This is a genomic window from Christiangramia flava JLT2011 (genome assembly GCF_001951155.1).
Taxonomy (GTDB): Bacteria; Bacteroidota; Bacteroidia; order Flavobacteriales; family Flavobacteriaceae; genus Christiangramia; species Christiangramia flava.
Genome location: NZ_CP016359.1, coordinates 2,736,927 through 2,758,834, shown reverse-complemented (window position 1 = coordinate 2,758,834; position 21,908 = coordinate 2,736,927). Strand labels below are relative to the sequence as shown.

Below are 21,908 nucleotides of genomic sequence, written 5' to 3'. Positions count from 1 at the left end.
CCTAATTATTGCTCAGTAAACCTTTTAGTATCTATTTCTACACTCGGGCTCATGGTGCTGGAAATATGAATACTCTTCATATACACACCTTTAGCTGCCTGAGGCTTCAATTTTACTAGCGTAGTTAATAATTCTCTCGCGTTACCTGCGATCTTCTCAGCATCAAAAGATACTTTCCCGATAGCAGCGTGAACAATTCCGGTTTTGTCAACCTTGAAATCGATCTTACCAGCTTTCACATCAGAAACCGCTTTAGCGATATCCATAGTTACTGTTCCGGTCTTTGGGTTTGGCATCAAACCTCTTGGCCCAAGAACACGTCCTAGTGGTCCAAGTTTACCCATAACGCTAGGCATGGTGATGATCACATCCACATCTGTCCAACCTCCTTTGATCTTATCAAGATATTCATCTAAACCAACGAAATCTGCACCAGCGTCTTTAGCTTCCTGCTCCTTATCTGGAGTTACCAAAGCCAAAACTTTTACATCCTTACCAGTACCGTGTGGAAGTGTTACAACACCTCTCACCATTTGATTCGCTTTTCTTGGATCTACATTCAATCGAACCGCCAAATCCACAGAAGCGTCAAAATTTGCGTTGGTAACGTCTTTTATTAAAGCAGAAGCTTCAGCAACCGTATAAGTTTTACCTTTTTCGATCTTAGATTGAGCTTCCTTTTGCTTTTTAGTCAATTTTGCCATTTTCTAATTTCTTTTTGGATTAAAACGGTGCTTCACCTTTTACAGTAATTCCCATTGAACGAGCTGTTCCAGCAACCATTTTCATAGCAGATTCGATAGTGAAGGCATTTAAATCCTGCATTTTATCTTCTGCGATGGTTTTAACCTGATCCCAAGAAACGCTTGCTACTTTCTTTCTGTTCGGCTCACCTGAACCTTTTTTAGTTTTAGCTGCTTCCATCAATTGTACTGCTGCAGGTGGAGTCTTGATTACGAAATCAAAAGACTTATCTGAAAATACAGTAATCACAACTGGCAGTACCTTTCCGGCCTTATCCTGAGTACGACCATTGAATTGCTTACAGAATTCCATGATATTTACCCCGGCAGCACCCAAAGCAGGTCCAACTGGTGGTGATGGGTTAGCAGCACCTCCGCGAACTTGTAGTTTTACAACTTTACTTACTTCTTTTGCCATTTTTCAAATTTTTAAGTGATAGTTTATCGAGTGGAAGCTTAAAAAACTATCAAAAAATATGTAACAGTTATCTTTATACTTTTTCTACTTGCATATAGCTTAATTCCAATGGTGTCTTTCTTCCGAAGATCTTCACCATTACTTCCAGCTTACGCTTTTCTTCATTGATCTTTTCTACAGTACCATTGAAACCGTTAAAAGGTCCATCAATCACCTTAATGGTCTCACCAATAGTAAACGGAATTGCCACATTATCAGTCTTCACAGATAGCTCATCTACCTTACCTAACATCCTATTTACTTCAGATTTCCTAAGCGGCACAGGATCTCCTCCTTTTGTCTCACCCAGAAAACCAATCACTCCATTGATCCCTTTGATAATATGAGGAATTTCCCCTCCTAAATTCGCCTGAACCATCACATAGCCAGGAAAATACACACGCTCTTTATTTACTTTTTTCCCATTTCTGATCTGGATCACCTTCTCAGTAGGAACCAGTACCTGATCTACATAATCTTCCAGGCCCTGGTGAGCGATTTCTTTTTCTATATAATCTTTTACCTTATTTTCTTGTCCACTAACGGCACGAACCACATACCATTTTTTATCCTTAGCTTCTGCCATTGTCTACCAATTATGATTTAACCCATTCGAAGTACAACTCGATAACTCTGCTAAAAACAGTATCTACACCCCAAATGGCTAATGAAAAAATAACTGAAAAAACCACAACCAACACGGTTAGCTTCTGTGCTTCTGTCCAGGTTGGCCAGGTAACATGGTTTTTTAACTCGTTATATGATTCTGATATGTAATTAACAAATCCTGCCATTGTATAATTTATTTGCACGGGTTGAGAGGCTCGAACTCCCGACACCTGGTTTTGGAGACCAGTGCTCTACCAACTGAGCTAAACCCGTAAATATAAGTGAAAGGTATCCTGCTCTTCACAGGATACCTTTATATATCAGCTTAATTCTTAGTCTAGAATCTCAGTTACCTGACCAGCTCCTACAGTTCTACCACCTTCACGGACAGCGAAACGTAGACCAACATTCATTGCGATTGGCTGGATAAGCTCTACAGTAATAGTAAGGTTATCACCAGGCATTACCATTTCAACTCCATCAGGAAGACTGATAGTTCCAGTCACGTCAGTTGTACGAACGTAGAACTGAGGACGGTAGTTGTTGTGGAATGGAGTGTGACGTCCACCTTCTTCTTTTTTAAGGATATAAACCTCTGCTTTGAATTTAGCGTGAGGAGTTACAGATCCTGGCTTAGTGATTACCATACCACGAGAGATCTGAGTTTTCTCAATACCTCTTAGAAGGATACCCACGTTATCACCAGCTTCACCTCTATCAAGGATCTTACGGAACATCTCAACTCCAGTAATAGTAGAAGTTAGTTTTCCAGCACCCATACCAATGATCTCTACAGGATCTCCGGTGTTAGCAACACCAGTTTCGATACGTCCAGTTGCAACAGTACCACGACCAGTAATAGAGAATACATCTTCGATAGGCATCAAGAAAGGCTTATCCACATCACGCTCAGGAAGCTCAATCCAGTTATCAACAGCCTCCATAAGATCAAGTACAGTCTTAGACCATTTCTCATCTCCTTCAAGAGCACCTAGAGCAGAACCTGAAATTACAGGACCGTTATCTCCATCATACTCGTAGAAAGAAAGAAGATCTCTAACTTCCATTTCAACTAGCTCAAGAAGCTCTTCATCATCAACAAGGTCAACTTTGTTCAAGAACACAACGATTCTTGGAATACCTACCTGACGTCCAAGAAGGATGTGCTCACGAGTTTGTGGCATAGGACCATCAGTCGCAGCAACAACAAGAATAGCACCGTCCATCTGAGCAGCACCAGTTACCATGTTCTTAACGTAATCGGCGTGACCTGGACAGTCAACGTGAGCATAGTGACGATTAGCAGTTGAGTACTCTACGTGAGAAGAGTTGATAGTAATACCTCTACTTTTTTCTTCAGGAGCGTTGTCGATCTGATCGAAAGCGCGAGCTTCTGAATAACCAGCATCAGCCATTACTTTTGTAATCGCTGCAGTTAAAGTAGTTTTTCCGTGATCTACGTGTCCAATAGTACCGATATTTAAGTGCGGTTTGGAACGATCATAAGTTTCCTTTGCCATAATTAATACTTATTTAATCTTAGTTATATATTAGTGTTCAATTTCTATACTATACTTAGAGCCAACGACGGGAATTGAACCCGTGACCTCTTCCTTACCAAGGAAACGCTCTACCCCTGAGCTACGTCGGCCTTACAACCAATTGTTTTTAAACAACAATATCCATAAACCAGTGGCTTACGGAAATTGATCAAGATTGAGGTATCCGGCGCCTCACTCTTTCGAGATCATTATTAAAGAGAGAAAGATAAAGGAAGAAAACCTTTAATTTCGCCTCTGGGCGACGGAAAGAAATCCTGATTCAGTTTTAAAATCTAGAGCGGGAGACCGGGTTCGAACCGGCGACATTCAGCTTGGAAGGCTGACGCTCTACCAACTGAGCTACTCCCGCCTGTTATTTCAAAATCTCTTCTGAAAAACTTTTTGTGGGGAGAGCAGGATTCGAACCTGCGAAGTTAAAAAACAACAGATTTACAGTCTGTCCTCGTTGGCCGCTTGAGTATCTCCCCAATAATTTACCACTATTTCATAGAACCGTAGCTTTTCAGCTAAGCTCCGGATGTTTGGAAAACGGCTGCAAATTAAAGCAATTTCCAAGTAGCATCCAAAGCATTTTTAGAGATTTATTTAACTTAATTTTTAAACTTTTAAAGTTCAGAGCTTTACCTCTAAAAAAATCTTCAAAACCTCTATTTTCAGTATTTCAAGAGCCGATGGAGGGACTCGAACCCACGACCTGCTGATTACAAATCAGCTGCTCTAGCCAGCTGAGCTACATCGGCTTTTTACGCTACTTTTTCAGCATAAAAAAGTCCGCTATTTCTAACGGACTGCAAATGTATATAAATTATTTCTTTATCGAAAAATAATTCTTAAAAAATTTATCAGGCATGCGTACTCAATTTTTCCTTTCGTTTGATGAGCTGTCGCTGCAGGGAGTTAACACACTCATCCACGCACTCTTCAAACTTTTTACAGGTTTTCTTTACCATCAGATCCCCGCCAGGAATGCTCAGTAGGATTTCAGTAATCTTGTTCTCTTTGGCACTGGTATTTTGAACTTTGAGATAAACATCAGCAAAAATAACCTTGTCGTAGAAATGCTCCAGTTTATCGAGTTTCTTTTGTGTAAAGTCAATCAGTTTTTGGTCAGCATTGAAATTTACAGATTGCACGTTCACTTTCATGTCCAGTAGAATTAAATTAAACATTAGGTTTGTTAGTTCTTATTGTTCCTGGGATGCGCAGCTTCATGAATTTTGCTCAACTCGGCGATGCTGTTGTGAGTGTAGATTTGAGTCGCCGCCAGGCTGGAATGACCCAGCAGCTCTTTCACCGCGTTGAGATTGGCTCCCTGGTTCAATAAATGCGTGGCAAATGAATGCCGCAGGATATGCGGACTCTTCTTCAGTTTACCAGACACCTTACTAAAATAACTATTAATAATTCTATAAACAAGGCTTTCGTATATTTTCGCGCCCTTTTCCGTTAAAAAAAGGTAGCCGTCACTCTGGCTATTTTCAACCTCTTTGCGGGCATCCAAGTATTTCTGTGCGCTTGGCGTGAGGGATTTCAGCAGCGGTATATAGCGTTCTTTATTTCGCTTTCCAAGCACTTTAATAGTTTCAGCTGTCAGGTCCAGATTGGCCAGTTTCAAATTGATAAGTTCTGCACGACGCATTCCTGTTGAATACAATAGCTCAATTAGAAAACGGTCACGAAGCCCACTGAAACTGTCCTCCTCCAACAATTCCATCACCTCTACCACTTCATCCTGCGAGAAAGGAACCTGAATTTTTCGCGAAGTTTTAAGAGCTTTGTGTTTCGCCATCGGAGAATACTCTAAATTCCCTGTTTTCAACTGGAATTTATAAAAAGCCTTCAAAGATGATAGCTTCCTGTTGATGCTTCGGTTTGAAATGTTTCTTTCTGAAAGGGAAACGATCCAGCTGCGAATCTGCGGATAACTTACCTGTAACAGTTCTTCCTGTTCATATTCTGAAATAATGAATTGCTGAAATTCTTCCAGGTCCCTGGAATAGGCCTGAATGGTATGCCGGGAATAATTCTTTTCTACAGAAAGGTAATCGATGAATTCAGAAAAAAGCATAAAGAAACTGTTGTCACCCAAAGTTAATAAACTTTGAGTAGCAACAGTCCTTTGATGTCATCTGATTACTTAGTTGACCAGATAGTATAGGATTTCGCCGGGACTTCCAGCTTAACCCAACCATCTCCTTGTGTGATTGGTTCCCAGCCAGAATTACCTGTATAATCCTTAATTACCTGCCCATACCAATTTGTTGAAACCCAACGTTCCTGCCTTGAGCTACTATTATTAATATATACGATTAAACCTGGTGCTCCATTCCTTTTAGCAATATACTCATCATTATCGGCATGCAAGATACTGGTAGAGCCACCAGCTTTATTATTATGAATCCAGATCAGGTTATTTAATTTGTCTTTATCAAGCCATTCCTCATAATCTTGATAAAAAACGGTTGGATATCCTTCGTGGGTCATAATATAGGCATATGCCAGCATTTTTCCATTATAGATCTCGTCTGTATCATGATTTGCCACAAAGGTTACAGCCCGCATAGGACTTCTCTTCCACAGCATGTCTTCCTGAAGCTTTGTAAGATCGTTTCCTTCAAAAGCATCTCTCATTCTATAATAACAGGCGAAATCAAAAGCGGAAGCCCCAGAGTTATTAACCCACCATTCTAAGGTGGCAGCATTTCCGTCCCAGTATTCTCCAACAGCGAAGCCACCTACTTCCGATATCCAGGAATTAACCACCCACGGTGAAAACCCTTTGACATAATCAAAGCGCCAGCCATCAAATCCCATAGTATTCTTATAATATTTGGCTACGGAATTTGACTTATTCCACAGCCAGTCCTGAACGTAGGTTTTATCATGACACAAATCGGGAAATCCGCCAAATGCTCCTGAATCATTGCTGTGATAGTCATTTGGATGAAAATCAGTAGCAGAGCGATAGAACATACCGGAAGCCGGATCATAATCGGTATACGTGCTTCCGCCGGTGTAAGGATTATTTTCAGAAGCTCCTCCACTATTATGATTGATCACAATATCTGCAATCACACTTAGGTTATTAGCATGAGCAATGCTTATAAGCGATTGTAGCTCCGATTTGGATCCAAACCGGGTCTCCGTTGAACCCATTTGATTATAATTTCCAAAATCGAAATAATCAAAAGGATCATACCCCATAGAGAAAGCACCATTTTGTGCCTTTGAAGCAGGAGGCAGCCAGATCGCATCAATACCGGCACTACTCCAGGCAGGTAATTTGGCCTTTACAGTGTTCCACCAGTTCCCACCGGCAGGAACATCCCAGTAAAAGGCCTGCATCATCACTTTTGATCCAACCGCGGCTTTCCCAGGCTGGCTTTTTGAAACTTTGGACTCGGGCAAATTGGCGAGTTCAGACTCAGAAGGTGTTTTTAATTCTTCCTTTTGGCAAGCACTAAGCAGTACAATAAACAAAAGGATTAAAAGGTGTTTAGGTTTATTCATAATAATTTGATTTGGTTTCCCATCAAATTATGAATATTTCGTAATTCTAGCAGTACAAATTTAAGAATAAGATAAACGAAAACGATTTCGTGTTTATAACTTTTAGAAATATTAAAAATAGAGCATAAAAAAAGCCATCAAAAATTGATGGCTTATAATTCATAACTTACAGCTACTAGATATCTTCCTGATCTCTAAGATGCTGAATATATTGCGCTTTTTGAATCTGAGATCTTCTCTCTACAGATGGTTTTGTAAAATGCTGACGATCTCTAAGCTGACGCATAGTTCCGGTTTTATCGAACTTACGCTTGAAACGCTTTAGCGCTCTATCTATATTTTCTCCGTCTTTAACTGGTATAATTAACATAGTGTCATCACCTCCTTTCTTTTGGAATCGGCTGCAAAGATAATTCAAATCTTACCTTTGGCAAGAAAAAGAATTCTTTTTTTTTAGCTTTTCTTCTTTTTAGGCGTTTTTCAGATTATACAGCAAATTATTTAGCAGCGGGCTTGTACTCCTTTTTATCAATTACCATTTTGGCGAATGGAAAACCATTTTCGCCAAAATTATTTTGCAGCGGGCTTGTACTCCTTTTTTATCAATTACCATTTTGGCGAATGGAAAACCATTTTCGCCAAAATTATTTTGCAGCGGGCTTATACTCCTTTTTATCTATCACCATTTTGGCGAATGAAAAACCATTTTCGCCAAAATTATTTCGCAGCGGGCTTATACTCCTTTTTATCAATTACCATTTTGGCGAATGGAAAACCATTTTCGCCAAAATTATTTCGCAGCGGGCTTATACTCCTTTTTATCTATCACCATTTTGGCGATAATTTCTTTCAAAATTTCAGAAGTACCGCCTCCAATTGGCCCGAGCCTGCTATCCCTGAACATTCTTGCCATCGGGTAATCTTCCATATATCCGTAACCCCCAAGCAGCTGCAAACATTTGTAGATCACTTCATCAGCAATCTTGGTTGCCAAAAGTTTGGACATGCTGGCCTCTTTTACAACATATTCACCGTCATTTAATCGCTGTACGATCGAATAATTAAATTCCTTTACCATTTCGATCTCACTAGCCATCTCGGCAACGCTATGTCTCAAAGCCTGAAACTTGTCCAGACTTTTTCCGAAGGCCTCGCGTTCCTTCATATATCCCAGGGCGTACTCTAAAGCATATTCTGCTCTGGCATGAGCATTTACTCCCATGATTAGGCGCTCTAGGGCAAAATGCTGCATGATATAATTAAAACCTTTCCCTTCTTCTCCCATCAGGTATGCTGCAGGCACTTTTACGTTATCAAAGGCAAGTTCCGCAGTATCAGAAGCCCTCCATCCAAGCTTATTTAATTTATTTGCTGAAATTCCACCAAATTCCTTATCAACCAGAAAAATGCTCATTCCTTTATTACCTTTTTCAGGATCTGTCTTGGCAGCCACAACATAGAAATCGGCATACACGCCATTGGTAATAAAAGTTTTGGAACCGTTCAAAATATAATGATCTCCATCTTTGATAGCGGTGGTTTTCATCCCGGCCACATCAGACCCGCCAAAGGGCTCAGAAATACATAAACAGCCAATTTTAGACCCTTCAATTGCCGGACTAAGATATTTCTCCTTCAAATCATCGCTGGCTTCAGCTTTCAGGTGAGTCATGGCAAGGTAAGCATGTGCCCACATTGCCGCTGCAAATCCGCCGGAGTTGATCTTTTGTAATTCTTCCAGAAAAATGGTGGTATAGAAAAGATCAAGATCCATCCCTCCAAATTTCTCTGGCTGGTACAGGCCAAAATAGCCCATTTCTCCAAATTTCTCCCAGATGAATCGCTCAATGGTTCCCTCATTTTCCCATTTTTCAATATGCGGAACCACTTCTTTTTGTAAAAAATCTTTAAAACTCTTCCGGAAAAGCTCGTGCTCTTCAGTAAAATATCTGCTCATCAATGTTTTGTTTGCTAATTAAAACAGAATTCGTCCTGTATTATTCTGAATAATGACCAAATTCTAACAGAAATTAGTCTTTGGCCAAATATAATTTAATTCTGTCGATTTTTTCGGAAGGAAAGCCCGGGATTTTTGTCAGTTCTTCAATACTGGAGATACCTTCGTGCAGTTTGCGGTAATTGATGATCTCTCGAGCCAGTTTCTCATCAATATAAGGTATACTGAGTAGATCGTCCAAACCGGCCGTATCCAGATCTACCAGTTCAAATGCCGGCATCGTCTTCACCTGAAACCGGGAAGTGATCTTCTGAACGACTTCCGGCTGAAGGCCGTAGACATCATTTAGCTGGATAGCTGAACGAAAACCACCTATACGGTACCGGTATTTGACAATTCTTTCAGAAAGCACCTTCCCTATTCCCTGCACCACCTGTAGATCTTCCGCGGTAGCCGAATTCAGGTCCACAAGTTCCACTGTCGAGGCCGCACTTTTTTCAGAAGCTGAAGCTGAAAACTTTCGAGAGGTTTTAGTTGTAACCCAATCAGGAAAACGCAAATAAGGCCTGATCTTTTGAAAACTGGAATCTTCCAGCCCGGCTACCTGTTGAAATTCTTCTGCGGAATTGATCCATTTCCCGGTTTGGCGAAAGGTTTTTACCCGATCGATTTCCTCCAGGCTCATGCCCAGCTCATAACCTTTAAAATCAGTAAGGTAATTGGGATTAAAAGGAAAGATGGTATCCTTCCGGAAATTCTGCCTGGCCTCTTTGAGAGAGTCAAGCTTTTGCTGGTAAGCAATAATTTCGGGAGTTTCTGTAGGAATTTCTTCCGAAGACCAGGGAAAAAAACTAAAGAAAAGAATCGCTACCTGCAGCAAAACGATCAATCCGACTAAAATGAAAATCCCATTTCGCTGACCTTTAGTGAGAGCAAAATGGGATCTCCAATTCATATTTTGAGTAGTTTACAACTTATTATAGTCGGTCGCTCCCTCTTCGAGCGCCTCCTCTTTCTTGTTGATCGCATTCATATATTTTCTCAGCTCCTTCTTAATAACCGGAGTTAGTAAGATCACCCCTATGATATTAGGAACCACCATCGCGAAGATCATCGCATCGGAGAAGTTGATTACTGAACCCAGGCTGATAGACGCACCAACCACTACGAAAATCAGGAACAAGATTTTATAAACAAGATCAGTCACTTTTCCTTTTCCGAAAAGGTATTTCCAACCCTGCATTCCATAGTAAGACCAGGAGATCATGGTTGAAAAGGCAAATAGGATCACCGCGATTGTCAAAACGATAGAGAAATGAGGAATTACCGTATCAAAAGCAGTGGCGGTAAGCTCCACCCCTTCGGTAATCTCATTTCCGTATTCCAGAAATCCTTCATGGAAGTTGGTAATAACAATAACCAGCGCAGTCATGGTACAAATCACAACAGTGTCAACAAATGGCTCTAATAGCGCAACGATCCCTTCACTCGCAGGATATTTTGTACGTACCGCGGAGTGGGCAATTGCAGCAGATCCAACTCCAGCTTCGTTAGAGAAGGCACCTCTACGAATACCCTGAATCATTACACCCACAAGACCACCGGCAATTCCAAGGCCTGAGAAAGCACCTTCGAAAATCAAACCGAAAGCATCATCAATATACATCCAGTTGGCACCAAGAATGATCAAGGCAGCCAGTACGTAGATCCCTGCCATGAAAGGAACGATCTTTTCTGTAACTGAAGCAATTCTTTTAATCCCACCAATGATCACAACAGCAACAAGAATTGCCATCACGATACCGAAGTAAAAACCGGCATTTCCGCCTTCAAGGTTTAGTAATTGGGTAAACTGTGCAGCAGCCTGATTGGCCTGGAACATATTTCCACCACCAAATGAACCACCAATCACGAAAATAGAGAAAACTACAGCCAGTACTTTACCAAGACCTGCCATATTCTTTTCACCAAGACCTTTTTTAAGGTAATACATTGGGCCACCGTATACAGTTCCGTCAGGACCTACATCGCGATATTTTACACCCAGCGTACATTCAGCAAATTTTGACGCCATTCCAAGTAGGCCGGCAACCACCATCCAGAACGTAGCCCCTGGACCACCAATAGATAATGCTACTGCCACACCGGCAATGTTACCCAAACCTACCGTAGCAGAAAGGGCCGCTGTTAATGCCTGAAAGTGAGAAACCTCACCATCGGCACTATCATCACGAATGGTTTCTATAATATTTTCTCCTTCATTGGGAGTAGGATCGGCGTAAAGCGTATCAGCGCCGTGTTTTTCGATATCTTCATATTTACCCTGCACTACTTTTATAGCCGTCCAGAATCCGGTAAAATTGATCAGTTTAAAATAAATCGTGAAGTATAATGCGCCTCCTACTAAAACAATAAGCACCCATGGGATCTGGAAAGATTCGCTGAATGGAATTTCGTAGAAAATGAAATCTACGAACCAGCTTGTATAATTTGAAAAAATCGTGTCGATCTTCTCAGAGATTGTTGCTTCATCAGCCGATTGTGCAAAGGTTAGTAAGGGTAAGAACAATCCAATAATTGAAAACAATTTTTCTTTGGAAATAATCTTCTGCATCTGTTTGTTTTGTTTTGATTTTTAAGACCCGGCAATATGCAAAAAAACTTAAGGTTTTCAAAAAAGAAATTGCATTTCCTTAAGAAAATCTTAATACGGATTTATAGGGCTTTTCAAAAAGATTTAGGGATAAACCAGTAATATTTCCGAAAATTAAGAAAAACCTTCAGTTTACAGGTCAAATACGGAGGTTCTTTTGGTATATACTAAATCCTTTAATTTAAGCCAGAAAGCCAGGATAAGGTACATGATAAAACCGGCTCCCATGGTAAAAAACGACGCGTAGATAAAAAACAATCGTACGCTTTTCGCCCTCATTCCCAGCTTATCAGCCAATCTCGAGGACACATAGAAACCATGACGTTCCAGGTAATAGCGAATATTATGAATTGCCGAAGCCATAGTACAAATTTAATGATATTCCCGTGAACGCATTAACAATTTATTCCCAAGCGCACACTTCAAACACCTGTTTTGGTCGCAATAATGCTTTTTTAATTGAATGACCGCCTGTGAATGAGTCGCATTCTTTACCGTTCCCGGTCGAAGATTTTCAAAGTTCTCCACGATGCTGTTCTTTTCCTTCGGTAGTTGCGCCAGAATGGATAATATAAGATCAGCCTGTTCTTCTCCCCGGTATTTTGACCAGGCAAATTGGAAAGGCAAGAAAAGATTCAAAACCAGCAGGTTTTTAAAATCCCGACTGAGTTTTTTATTTTTTGATCGATGGCTAGTTCCGAAGGAGTAATGTTGCTGCCAGTATTCCGGCAGTGATAAATCTAATAACTCATAGTATTCTGAAAGCCCTTCAGCTTTCAATACTCCGGAAAATAGCTGCGTGTTTTCTGAATAAAGCGCGGCGATCTGAGCCAGCCTGATCGTGGGAAAATTATCTGGTCGCAACCGGAAAAATACCGGTTTTTGAATCGTTTCTTCTGAAAACTGAAATTTATGTTTCAGAAATTCAAAGCGCTGCTGAAGACTTTCCGCATAACAATCCTTTGGATTTTCCAGCAATCCCGACATTCCCAGAAGAAAAGATTCCAGATCATCCTGATTTGCAGCAATCTTCCTTATAGTAGTAAAAGGAACCTGATTCGCAATACTCTGAAATGCCTCTCCGTTGACATTCAAACCGAAAGCTTTCAAAAGGTATTGGAAGAAAACTGCATCCCAATTACCAGACTGTTTGCGCAAATTTCTTTCGATCCCTGCCGAATGGTCTTCCAGTCGTTCAAAATAAACCCGCTCCAGCCAGTGTTCCAATTCAAAATCTGAAAAACCCGAAAAATCATTTTCGCAATTGATAAACCGGTGCGGCGTTTCCAGCAAGTTGGCATAATTTTCCAGAATTTCAGGAACAACCAGGTTTTTCAATTCTAAAACAGGAATTATAGACTGGTCTTTCCGAAACACGTCACAATCATGCTCCCAGACTACATGCAGGATCACATTGTCATAAGCCGAATCCTGTTCATGAAAATGCTCATACCAATGCGAAGATTTCAGGTGCATTTCCACATTACCGGCCCAAAGTTGACCGGCAATTTCCAGCCTGGCGTTAAAAAAATCGGGACCTGAAAGTTCATTTCTGTATCCTGTATGCTCAATGCGTAATTCCTCTCCTGAAGCTGTTCTAAGCTCGGTATTCGCAAATTTCTGAAAGCCCCAGAGATAATAAAGAAAATCTTCCGGCATAGCTCAAATGTATCAAAATAAACAGCTGAAAATGCGGGAGATATAGAATTATTTCGGTAATTTCTCGGCTACCTGATTGGCGAATAAATCTACCCATTGGCTATACATAAGACCGCTGGGGTGAAGGCCATCTGGCGCGACCAGGTCTGGATTGTTCTGAGCTTCCTGGGAGATCGGGGTAATATTGAAATATTCCACACCAAACTCTTCAGCAACTCTTTTAAAAACGGCATTGAATTCCTCCAGTTCGGCACTGATCTCTTCCTGGTGTGCAGACCCAAAAGGCGTATAGCCATAATCGGGGATGCTCACTGCGAAAACGCCGGCTTCCATTCTCTTGGAATGATTGATCGCCTTCCGGAAAACCTGACGCAGTTCTTCTTCATATTCTGTGATGGAGCGCCCCTGATACTGGTTATTTACACCAATTAAAACGGAAACCAGGTCAAAATCACGTTGTACATCCAGTTCATTTTCGATACCATTCAGTAAATTCCGGGTGGTCCAACCGGTTTTGGCAATGATCTTTGGTGCCGCCATATTGAAATTCTGCTGGCGCAAACGCGCTGCCAGCTGTACCGGCCACCTTTCAGAAGGCTCCACACTTTCCCCAATGGTGTAACTATCGCCAAGAGCGAGATAGCTGAATTTAGGATCTTCCACGGTGTTATCTGGCGGAGTCGTGTTGGAGGTGGAACTGCACGAAAGGCTTATAGAAAGTAAAACCAAGAGGTATAGATGCTTCATAATCAAAATTTGTACTGAAATGTAGCTTTTTTAAACCTCCTGGAAAACCTTTCCGAGCACTTTAGATTTTAATTAGCATTAGCGGCTACTCGATATACCCCATTTTTTTCATCCACTCGTCGTTATACATCTTGCCCACATATCTGCTCCCGTGATCATGAAACAGGACGACTACCACATCATCTTTGGTAAAATGTTCTTTTAACTGAAGAATCCCTTTTGCGGCCGCACCTGCGCTATTTCCTAAAAAGAAACCCTCTTCTTTTGCCAGTTTCTGAGTGTAGATAGCTGCATCTTTATCAGTCACTTTGGTAAAACCATCAATAATACTGAAGTCTACATTCTTCGGAAGGATGTCTTCTCCAATTCCTTCGGTAACGTAAGGATAGATTTCCTTCTCATCGAAAATTCCAGTTTCATGGTATTTCTTAAAAACAGAACCGTAAGTATCGATTCCCCAAACCTTGATTTTCGGGTTCTTTTCCTTCAGGTACCTACCAACTCCTGAAATAGTTCCGCCGGTGCCCACCCCTACCACGAAATGGGTGATTTTTCCATCGGTTTGTTCCCAGATTTCCGGTCCGGTGGTTTCGTAGTGCGCCTGGGAATTTGATAAATTATCATATTGATTCACGTACCACGAGTTAGGGGTTTCCTCAGCCAGCCTTTTCGAAGTGGAATAATAACTTTGAGGATCATCTGGCGCCACATCAGTTGGACAAACGATCACCTCGCTTCCAACTGCCTTCAGAATATCCATTTTCTCCTTACTCTGCTTGTCACTCATCACACAAATCATCTTGTATCCCTTGACGATTGCAACGAGCGCCAGGCCCATCCCGGTATTCCCTGAAGTTCCCTCGATAATGGTTCCGCCGGGCTTCAAGAGGCCATTCTTTTCAGCATCTTCCACCATTTTCAATGCCATCCGGTCTTTAACCGAATTACCCGGGTTGAAAGTTTCATATTTTGCCAGTACCAGCGCCTCTATTTCACGGGTCACGGTATTCATTTTCACCAATGGCGTTTGACCAATGGTGCCTAATATATTTTCTGCGTAGTTCATTAGATGTTTTTGAGAATGTAAAGGTAAAAAATATCAATTTCCTCTTACCGGGTTTACAAATTCCGGTTTAATCGAACTTGATTGCCTTCACCGGAGAAATTCGGGAAATGATGATGGAAGGTACCAGCAACATTAGCATACAAAGCAGTAAAGTCCCGATGTTTACGAACAGAATATAGTCCCAGTTCAGGTAAATTGGCACTTCGGTCACGTAATAGGTTCGCGGATCCAGCGGTACGAGCTTGAAATACTTCTGAGCCAGTAATAACCCGAGACCAATCAGGTTCCCCCAAAAAAGGCCCAGAATTATCAAATAGCCTGCGTTAAATAAGAATATTTTCCGAATACTCCAGTCTGCCGCACCTAAAGCCTTAAAAATCCCGATCATCTGGGTACGTTCCAGAATAAGTACCAGCAGCGCGGTGATCATATTGATACCCGCCACCAGGATCATGATCCCGATGATCAAGGCTATATTAAAATCGAATAACGAAAGCCATTCGAATATGGAATAGTATTTCTGGCTGATGGTCTGGGTATCCAAAAGCGAACTGGTATTTTCATAGATTTCGTTTCCTTTCTGATCAATTTCGTCAAAGTTATCCACGAAAACTTCGAAGGCACCAACCTGGTTATCGTCCCACTTATTAATACGCTGGATGTGCCTTATATCAGCTATCACGTATAATTCATCAAATTCCTGAAAACCGGAATCATAAATTCCTGCTACCCGGAAACCGCGCTGCAAAGGGCGATCACTGTCTGAGCGCATGAAAAACGTATTGATACGATCTCCAAGCTTCAGATTTAGCCTATTCGCGAGATATTCTGAAATGAGGACCTCATCGTTCAGTTTTCCGGAGAAATCAGGAATTTCCCCTTGCACGATAAAATCTTTGAAATAATTCCAGTCATAATCCTCGCCGACACCCTTTACTACCACACCTTCAAAATCGGTTTCTGTACGAATGACCGCAAATTTGGTTGCTACTGCCTGCACATGCCTGATCCCGGAAACCGACTGAAATTCAGGATAAAAATCCTGTTCTTTCGAAACCGGCATCAGCGTCACCTTTGAATTGTTATTATCGAAACTGGAAATACTGATGTGCCCATTGAAAGCCGCGATCTTGTCGCGAATCTTTTCCTGCAAACCGAGACCTGTCGCGAACGAAACCAACATCATCACCACCCCGATCGCAATAGCTGTGATCGCGATTTTTATGATAGGAGCAGAAATACTACTTTTATACTTTTTAGTACTAATTAGCCGTTTAACGACGAAATACTCGAAATTCAATAGTCTATGATTAAGAGATTGCCCAAAATTACATTTTTATTCTTTCTTTTCGCGATGCTTTCCTGTGCGAATACCAGCAAAGAAAACAAAAATAACGAGGAAGCCCAGCTTCAAACCAAACCTGAGACTTCTGAAAAAATTGTGCTGGCTGCAGAAAAACTGGAGGAATACCTGCCATTTTTAAAAGACAGGAATGTGGCAATCGTGGGTAATCAGACTTCGGTGATACCGAATCAAAATGGAGCATACGTGCATCTGGTGGATACGCTTTTGAGCAGAAATATCAGGATCCAGAAAGTTTTTGCTCCGGAACATGGTTTTCGAGGGGAAGCCGATGCGGGCGAAAAAGTTTCTGATGGGATCGATGAAAAGACCAATCTCCCCATTATCTCCCTTTACGGAAAACACAAAAAACCAACTTCCGAGGACCTGGAAGGAATCGATGTCCTGGTTTTTGATATTCAGGATGTAGGCGCGAGATTTTATACCTACCTATCCACGCTGCATTATATCATGGAAGCGGCTGCTGAAAATTCTAAAAAAGTCCTGGTTCTGGACCGCCCGAACCCGAATGGAAATTATGTTGACGGGCCTGTGATGGAACCTGAAAATACCAGTTTTGTCGGGCTACACCCGGTCCCGATCGTTTACGGAATGAGCATTGGCGAGTACGCCCAAATGATCAATGGTGAAAAATGGCTGGAAAACGGACTCGCCTGTGACCTCGAGGTGATCAAACTTGGAAATTATGATCACGAGAAATCTTATCATTTGCCGGTAAAACCTTCCCCGAATTTGCCTAACGATCAGTCCATCAACCTCTATCCTAGCCTTTGTTTTTTCGAAGGAACTACTGTAAACGCGGGGAGGGGAACTAATAAGCAGTTTCAGGTTTTCGGTTCACCATATCTAAACCAGGAGAAATATGCCTATTCTTATACACCACAGCCTATGCCCGGGGCGGCTTACCCGAAACATTCCGGTGAAAAATGCTACGGAATGGATCTTACGACAGCACCAGGCCTGGAGCGTATCGAATTAAAATGGCTGATCCATGCGTACGAGAATACTTCAGATAAAACTGCTTTTTTCAACAATTTCTTTCCGAAGCTGGCGGGAACGAATGACCTGCAGCAGCAGATAGAAAATGGTGTTTCCGAAGAAGATATCCGGAAAAGCTGGGAGCCCGGGCTTCAGAGGTTCAAAAATATCAGGAAAAAATACCTGTTATATTAAATCGCTTCCAGTGTTTACGCTTTTTCAAAGTATCAATAGGAATTAGAGGATTACTGCAAGGCTGTGTTCCAGAAATCTTGAGACTTATCCTGGAATAAACGCAGTATTGAGAAACGAAAAAAGAATAGCATTTCGGGGGTTCAGTACTTCATCATCGTTCTTTAAGGCAAATTCGCCCTCATTTTTTCCACGATATTGAAAGCGGCGGGACAAATGGCGGTATTCTTCAGGGTGATATTGGCAATTTTATGGAAATCTTTTCGGTCGGTATGCGGGTATTCGCGACAGGCCTTTGGTCGTACTTCGTATACCATGCAGTAATTATCGGCTCCCAGGAACGGGCAGGGCAAATTCTGCAAAACATAATCCTTGTCTTCATCGATGCGAAGGTAAGAATCAATGAATTCACCTGGCTTCATGCGGAAGTGCTTGCTCAGGCGCTCAATGTCTTTTTGGGTAAATAAGGGACCGGTTGTCTTGCAACAATTTGCACATTCCAGGCAGTTAGTTTGCTGGAACTCCTCCTCGTGCAATTCCTGCATCACGGCATCGAGGTTTTTAGGCGGCTTTTTTTTCAGCCTGGCGAAGAACTTTTTATGCTGCTTCTTCATACCTTTGGCCTTCTCTGGCAACTGTTTCAAAATTTCTTCCATTGAGCAAAAATAAGGATATATTCGGTGAGGCCGCAAAAGCCTACTATTTTAACGAAGACCAAACCCCTATTACGGTAAAGTCTCCAGATTTTGATGATGATACTATCCCGGTAGCCTATTTATTCCGCGATTATGCTGAAATGCCTGTCCTGGAACAGGCAGCACTGGAAATGTGCGAAGGAACTGTTCTCGATGTGGGATGTAGTGTGGGAAGCCACTCGCTGTATCTTCAGAAAAAAGGGCTGGAGGTTACGGGAATTGATATTTCTGAAGCTTCTGTTGAAATTGCTAAAAAAAGAGGATTTTCCCAGGCGCAAGTTCAGGATTTCTATAAAATTGAAAACGGCCGGTTTGATACCTTGTTGTTCCTAATGAATGGCAGCGGAATCATTGGCAGAACAGAAAACCTTCCGAAGTTCTTTCAGCAATGTCGAAAACTGCTGAATGAAAACGGTAAAATCCTGATGGATTCTTCAGACCTTATTTTCCTGTTGGATGAAGAACCAGAAATTTTCGAAGAGTACTACGGCGAAATGCAGTTCCAGATATCCTGGAAAGACCATTCATCTGAAGCATTTGACTGGCTCTACATCGACCCTGAAACCTTAAAAAAAGCCGCGGAAGACAATAATTTTCAATGTACCATCGTAAAAGAAGGTGAACATTACGATTATCTCGCAGAGTTGAGACCGCTCTAACCAATTGAAATTTATATTTTTGCAAGTGCTCTAAAAGAAGTTCATGAAAAATTACAGAAAACTACTCATCCTCTTTTTTTCCATAAGTATCCTGATTTCCTGTTCTAAAGAAGACAATCCTGATGGCTCCGGTGGAACGCCAACTGTGGATAAATCAGCAAACCTGAAGTCTCTGGGATCATCGGCCAGCGACCTCTTGAGCGACAGCAAATTTACTTCCATGTATATTGAAATGGTTTTTGTTGACGGTTTTCGACCTACAGATGAGGCCATTCAGAATTTCAAGAGTTTTTTACAGGAACGCACGTATAAGCCAGACGGCATTGAGATCAATCTTCGTTCTGTAAGCACTTCAGGGAATGCTCCTTTTGATATTGATGAGATCGTGGATATTGAAAAGGAAGAGCGTACTTCCTACAATGCCGGTGACGAAATTGCTGTTTGGATCTATTTTGCCGATGGCAGTAATGAGAAAGACAGCGATGACAAATTTGTTTTAGGTTCAGCTTTTAGAAATACTTCGATGGTCATCTATGAAAAAACCATCAGGGATTTTGCTTCCAAAGCTGGTGCGCCTTCCCGTGCTATCATTGAAACAGCGACCTTAAACCATGAATTTGGTCATTTGTTTGGACTGGTAAATCTTGGCACGGCCCCTACAAGTGATCACGAAGACTCCGGAAACGACGGGCATTGCAAAGTGGATGGCTGCCTTATGCGGGCATCAATTGAATTTGGAAGCAGCGCGATAGATGTGATCAATGGCGGAACGGGAGTTCCAACATTAAAAGAAGCCTGTATCGATGATTTAAGATCGGTTGGAGGGCGCTAATTAGCGACTTCACTAATGAACTTGATACGGAAAAGTCGCAGTTCTTCATCTTCATAATCACCATCGAACTCTTCCATAGCTTCATCGATTTTATCGGTTTCTGCCTCGAGGAAGTATTCATGCAGCTCTTCCTGCTGGTCTTCATCAAGGATCTCATCGATATAATAATTGATGTTCAGCTTGGTGCCACTATACACAATGGCCTCCATTTCCTTAATGAATTCCGGCATTTCCATACCTTTTGCCGAAGCGATATCAGGTAAAGGCAATTTTCGATCTACACTCTGGATGATGAATAATTTGAGTCCGCTATTGGCTCCAGTAGATTTCACCACCAGGTCATCTGGGCGCGTGATATCATTATCTTCCACATACCGGGAGATAAGATCTACAAAGTCCTGACCGTATTTTTTGGCCTTTCCTTCTCCTACCCCGTGAATATTGCTCAGTTCCTCGATACTCGTAGGATATTTCAATGCCATATCTTCGATAGAGGGATCCTGGAAGATAACGAAAGGCGGCAATTCTTTTCGCTTGGCCACTTTTTTCCGAAGCTCTTTCAGCATTTTCACCAGCTGAGCGTCTACCGCCGCGGGGGCTTTTGATGAAGCAGCCGAGTCTTCTGTACTATCATCAAAAATATGATCCTCAGTCATCTGGAAAGAAACTGGCTTTTTCAAAAATTTCTCCCCTTCCGGAGTTAATTTGATGACTCCGTAGGTTTCAATATCCTTCCGAAGAAATCCAGCAACCAGCGCCTGTCTCACTAAAGCCATCCAGTATTTGCCTTCTTGGTTCTTCCCGGCGCCAAAGAGCGCGTGCTCATCGGTTTTATGAGAAAGAATCAGCGCGTTGCTTTTACCAATCAGCGTTTTAACAACTTCCTTGGCTTTATAAAGTTCTTTGGTCTCTTTTACCACCTTCAGCAGCAATTCCAGATCTCTGCCGGCTTCATGTTTCTTTTTGGGATTTCTGACGTTGTCATCCATCGCAGCACCTTCTCCCTGAACATCATCGAAATCTTCTCCAAAATAATGCAGGATGAACTTTCTCCTGGAAACCGAAGTTTCGGCATACGCCACCACTTCCTGAAGCAAAGCATGCCCGATCTCCTGTTCGGCAACCGGTTTACCGCTCATGAATTTTTCCAGTTTTTCAATGTCTTTATAGGAATAAAACGCGAGACAGTGACCTTCTCCTCCATCACGACCGGCTCTTCCGGTTTCCTGGTAATAACTTTCGATACTTTTCGGAATATCATGATGGATCACAAAACGAACATCTGGCTTGTCAATTCCCATCCCGAACGCGATGGTTGCAACCACCACATCGATATCTTCCATCAGGAACATATCCTGGTGTTTGCTTCTGGTTTTGGCATCAAGCCCGGCATGGTAAGGAACGGCTTTGACACCATTTACCTGAAGGGTCTGAGCCAATTCTTCCACTTTTTTCCTGCTCAGGCAGTAAATGATCCCGGATTTCCCGTCATTTTGTTTCACAAACCGGATAATGTCGGCATCGACATTTTTGGTTTTCGGGCGAACTTCGTAATACAGATTAGGCCTGTTGAAACTTGCCTTGAAAGTATTGGCATTTGGAATTCCCAGGTTTTTAAGGATGTCTTCCTGAACTTTGGGAGTTGCCGTAGCCGTAAGCGCGATAACTGGTATATTATCGCCAATTCGTTTCATAATTTGCCTCAAATTGCGGTATTCCGGTCTAAAATCATGCCCCCATTCACTAATACAATGGGCTTCATCTACCGCGAGGAAAGAAATTTGCTGCTCCCTGAGAAAATCTACATAATCTTCTTTGGTCAGCGATTCCGGCGCAACGTACAATAACTTGCAAACGCCGTTACTGATATCGTCTTTTACCTGTTTGACTTCGGTCTTATTCAGGGAGGAATTCAATACGTGTGCGACACCCTGTTCCGAGGAAATGCCTCGAATGGCATCCACCTGGTTTTTCATCAGGGCAATTAGGGGAGATACTACGATGGCAGTGCCGTCTGAAATCAAAGCGGGAAGCTGGTAACATAAAGATTTACCACCTCCGGTAGGCATTATTACAAAAGTATCCTCACCATGAACTATGCTTTTTACAACCTGTTCCTGAAGACCTTTGAACTGACTGAATCCAAAGTAACGCTTCAGTTCTTTGTGCAAATCAATTTCGGTCAAACCCATTAAATTGTGTTACAATTTTACATACATTTGCATT

The 21,908-nt window shown here is 41.8% G+C and carries 22 protein-coding genes and 5 tRNA genes; 3 read left to right on the top strand and 24 right to left on the bottom strand.

Annotated elements, in window-relative coordinates:
• Nucleotides 1–5 precede the first annotated feature (5 nt).
• From rplA to GRFL_RS11950, 22 genes are all read right to left on the bottom strand, one after another.
• Nucleotides 6–704: a 50S ribosomal protein L1 gene (rplA, locus tag GRFL_RS12060; protein WP_083644860.1), complete on the bottom strand. Its 699-nt coding sequence runs from the start codon at nt 702–704 to the stop codon at nt 6–8.
• 19 nt (nt 705–723) lie between these two features.
• The gene (gene rplK / locus GRFL_RS12055; RefSeq protein ID WP_083644859.1) at nt 724–1,161 is read right to left on the bottom strand and encodes a 50S ribosomal protein L11; all 438 of its coding nucleotides are present in this window, start codon (nt 1,159–1,161) and stop codon (nt 724–726) included.
• Between the two features lie 73 nt (nt 1,162–1,234).
• The gene (gene nusG, locus GRFL_RS12050; RefSeq protein ID WP_083644858.1) at nt 1,235–1,786 is read right to left on the bottom strand and encodes a transcription termination/antitermination protein NusG; all 552 of its coding nucleotides are present in this window, start codon (nt 1,784–1,786) and stop codon (nt 1,235–1,237) included.
• Nucleotides 1,787–1,796: 10 nt separating this feature from the next.
• Nucleotides 1,797–1,994, bottom strand: a complete 198-nt coding sequence (gene secE / locus GRFL_RS12045; RefSeq protein ID WP_083644857.1) for a preprotein translocase subunit SecE — start codon at nt 1,992–1,994, stop codon at nt 1,797–1,799.
• 15 nt (nt 1,995–2,009) lie between these two features.
• Nucleotides 2,010–2,082, bottom strand: a tRNA-Trp gene (locus GRFL_RS12040).
• 59 nt (nt 2,083–2,141) lie between these two features.
• The gene (gene tuf, locus GRFL_RS12035; RefSeq protein WP_083644856.1) at nt 2,142–3,329 is read right to left on the bottom strand and encodes an elongation factor Tu; all 1,188 of its coding nucleotides are present in this window, start codon (nt 3,327–3,329) and stop codon (nt 2,142–2,144) included.
• A 59-nt stretch (nt 3,330–3,388) separates the two neighbouring features.
• A tRNA-Thr gene (locus tag GRFL_RS12030) sits at nt 3,389–3,460 on the bottom strand.
• A 187-nt stretch (nt 3,461–3,647) separates the two neighbouring features.
• A tRNA-Gly gene (locus GRFL_RS12025) sits at nt 3,648–3,720 on the bottom strand.
• 35 nt (nt 3,721–3,755) lie between these two features.
• A tRNA-Tyr gene (locus GRFL_RS12020) sits at nt 3,756–3,838 on the bottom strand.
• A 199-nt stretch (nt 3,839–4,037) separates the two neighbouring features.
• A tRNA-Thr gene (locus GRFL_RS12010) sits at nt 4,038–4,111 on the bottom strand.
• 102 nt (nt 4,112–4,213) lie between these two features.
• Entirely contained in the window at nt 4,214–4,516 is a 303-nt protein-coding gene (hpf, locus tag GRFL_RS12005) for a ribosome hibernation-promoting factor, HPF/YfiA family (protein WP_083644854.1), read from the bottom strand.
• Between the two features lie 32 nt (nt 4,517–4,548).
• Nucleotides 4,549–5,439: a tyrosine-type recombinase/integrase gene (locus tag GRFL_RS12000; RefSeq protein WP_083644853.1), complete on the bottom strand. Its 891-nt coding sequence runs from the start codon at nt 5,437–5,439 to the stop codon at nt 4,549–4,551.
• 65 nt (nt 5,440–5,504) lie between these two features.
• Nucleotides 5,505–6,881 (bottom strand): alpha-amylase, encoded by a 1,377-nt coding sequence (locus tag GRFL_RS11995; RefSeq protein ID WP_083644852.1) that lies wholly within the window; start codon nt 6,879–6,881, stop codon nt 5,505–5,507.
• A 175-nt stretch (nt 6,882–7,056) separates the two neighbouring features.
• Nucleotides 7,057–7,251 carry a 30S ribosomal protein S21 gene (rpsU, locus tag GRFL_RS11990; protein ID WP_083644851.1) on the bottom strand — a complete coding sequence of 65 codons (195 nt, stop codon included), beginning with the start codon at nt 7,249–7,251 and terminating at the stop codon, nt 7,057–7,059.
• 420 nt (nt 7,252–7,671) lie between these two features.
• Nucleotides 7,672–8,838 carry an acyl-CoA dehydrogenase family protein gene (locus GRFL_RS11985; RefSeq protein ID WP_083644850.1) on the bottom strand — a complete coding sequence of 389 codons (1,167 nt, stop codon included), beginning with the start codon at nt 8,836–8,838 and terminating at the stop codon, nt 7,672–7,674.
• Nucleotides 8,839–8,911: 73 nt separating this feature from the next.
• On the bottom strand, nt 8,912–9,793 hold the full coding sequence (locus GRFL_RS11980; RefSeq protein WP_083644849.1) for a ComEA family DNA-binding protein: 882 nt from the start codon (nt 9,791–9,793) through the stop codon (nt 8,912–8,914).
• 12 nt (nt 9,794–9,805) lie between these two features.
• Entirely contained in the window at nt 9,806–11,452 is a 1,647-nt protein-coding gene (locus tag GRFL_RS11975; RefSeq protein ID WP_083644848.1) for an alanine/glycine:cation symporter family protein, read from the bottom strand.
• 171 nt (nt 11,453–11,623) lie between these two features.
• Nucleotides 11,624–11,854 carry a PspC family transcriptional regulator gene (locus GRFL_RS11970; RefSeq protein WP_083644847.1) on the bottom strand — a complete coding sequence of 77 codons (231 nt, stop codon included), beginning with the start codon at nt 11,852–11,854 and terminating at the stop codon, nt 11,624–11,626.
• A 9-nt stretch (nt 11,855–11,863) separates the two neighbouring features.
• The gene (locus tag GRFL_RS11965) at nt 11,864–13,150 is read right to left on the bottom strand and encodes a DUF2851 family protein (protein WP_083644846.1); all 1,287 of its coding nucleotides are present in this window, start codon (nt 13,148–13,150) and stop codon (nt 11,864–11,866) included.
• A 48-nt stretch (nt 13,151–13,198) separates the two neighbouring features.
• Entirely contained in the window at nt 13,199–13,897 is a 699-nt protein-coding gene (locus GRFL_RS11960; protein WP_083644845.1) for an SGNH/GDSL hydrolase family protein, read from the bottom strand.
• Between the two features lie 85 nt (nt 13,898–13,982).
• On the bottom strand, nt 13,983–14,963 hold the full coding sequence (locus GRFL_RS11955) for a PLP-dependent cysteine synthase family protein (RefSeq protein ID WP_083644844.1): 981 nt from the start codon (nt 14,961–14,963) through the stop codon (nt 13,983–13,985).
• A 67-nt stretch (nt 14,964–15,030) separates the two neighbouring features.
• Complete coding sequence (locus tag GRFL_RS11950) at nt 15,031–16,263, bottom strand: ABC transporter permease (protein ID WP_083644843.1); 1,233 nt, start codon at nt 16,261–16,263, stop codon at nt 15,031–15,033.
• 6 nt (nt 16,264–16,269) lie between these two features.
• On the opposite strand from GRFL_RS11950, the gene GRFL_RS11945 reads away from it, so the two are divergent.
• Nucleotides 16,270–17,499: an exo-beta-N-acetylmuramidase NamZ family protein gene (locus tag GRFL_RS11945; protein WP_083644842.1), complete on the top strand. Its 1,230-nt coding sequence runs from the start codon at nt 16,270–16,272 to the stop codon at nt 17,497–17,499.
• Between the two features lie 161 nt (nt 17,500–17,660).
• Here GRFL_RS11945 and GRFL_RS11940 read toward each other — a convergent pair whose 3' ends face one another.
• Nucleotides 17,661–18,152, bottom strand: a complete 492-nt coding sequence (locus GRFL_RS11940) for a YkgJ family cysteine cluster protein (protein ID WP_083644841.1) — start codon at nt 18,150–18,152, stop codon at nt 17,661–17,663.
• Here GRFL_RS11940 and GRFL_RS11935 point away from each other — a divergent pair.
• Together GRFL_RS11935 and GRFL_RS11930 are read left to right on the top strand one after the other, a co-directional pair.
• Nucleotides 18,152–18,850: a class I SAM-dependent methyltransferase gene (locus GRFL_RS11935; protein WP_083644840.1), complete on the top strand. Its 699-nt coding sequence runs from the start codon at nt 18,152–18,154 to the stop codon at nt 18,848–18,850. The two genes, GRFL_RS11940 and GRFL_RS11935, sit on opposite strands and share 1 nt — an antisense overlap.
• A 43-nt stretch (nt 18,851–18,893) precedes the next feature.
• Nucleotides 18,894–19,682: a hypothetical protein gene (locus GRFL_RS11930; protein ID WP_083644839.1), complete on the top strand. Its 789-nt coding sequence runs from the start codon at nt 18,894–18,896 to the stop codon at nt 19,680–19,682.
• Here GRFL_RS11930 and recQ read toward each other — a convergent pair.
• Nucleotides 19,679–21,874, bottom strand: a complete 2,196-nt coding sequence (recQ, locus tag GRFL_RS11925; RefSeq protein WP_083644838.1) for a DNA helicase RecQ — start codon at nt 21,872–21,874, stop codon at nt 19,679–19,681. The two genes, GRFL_RS11930 and recQ, sit on opposite strands and share 4 nt — an antisense overlap.
• Nucleotides 21,875–21,908 lie beyond the last annotated feature (34 nt).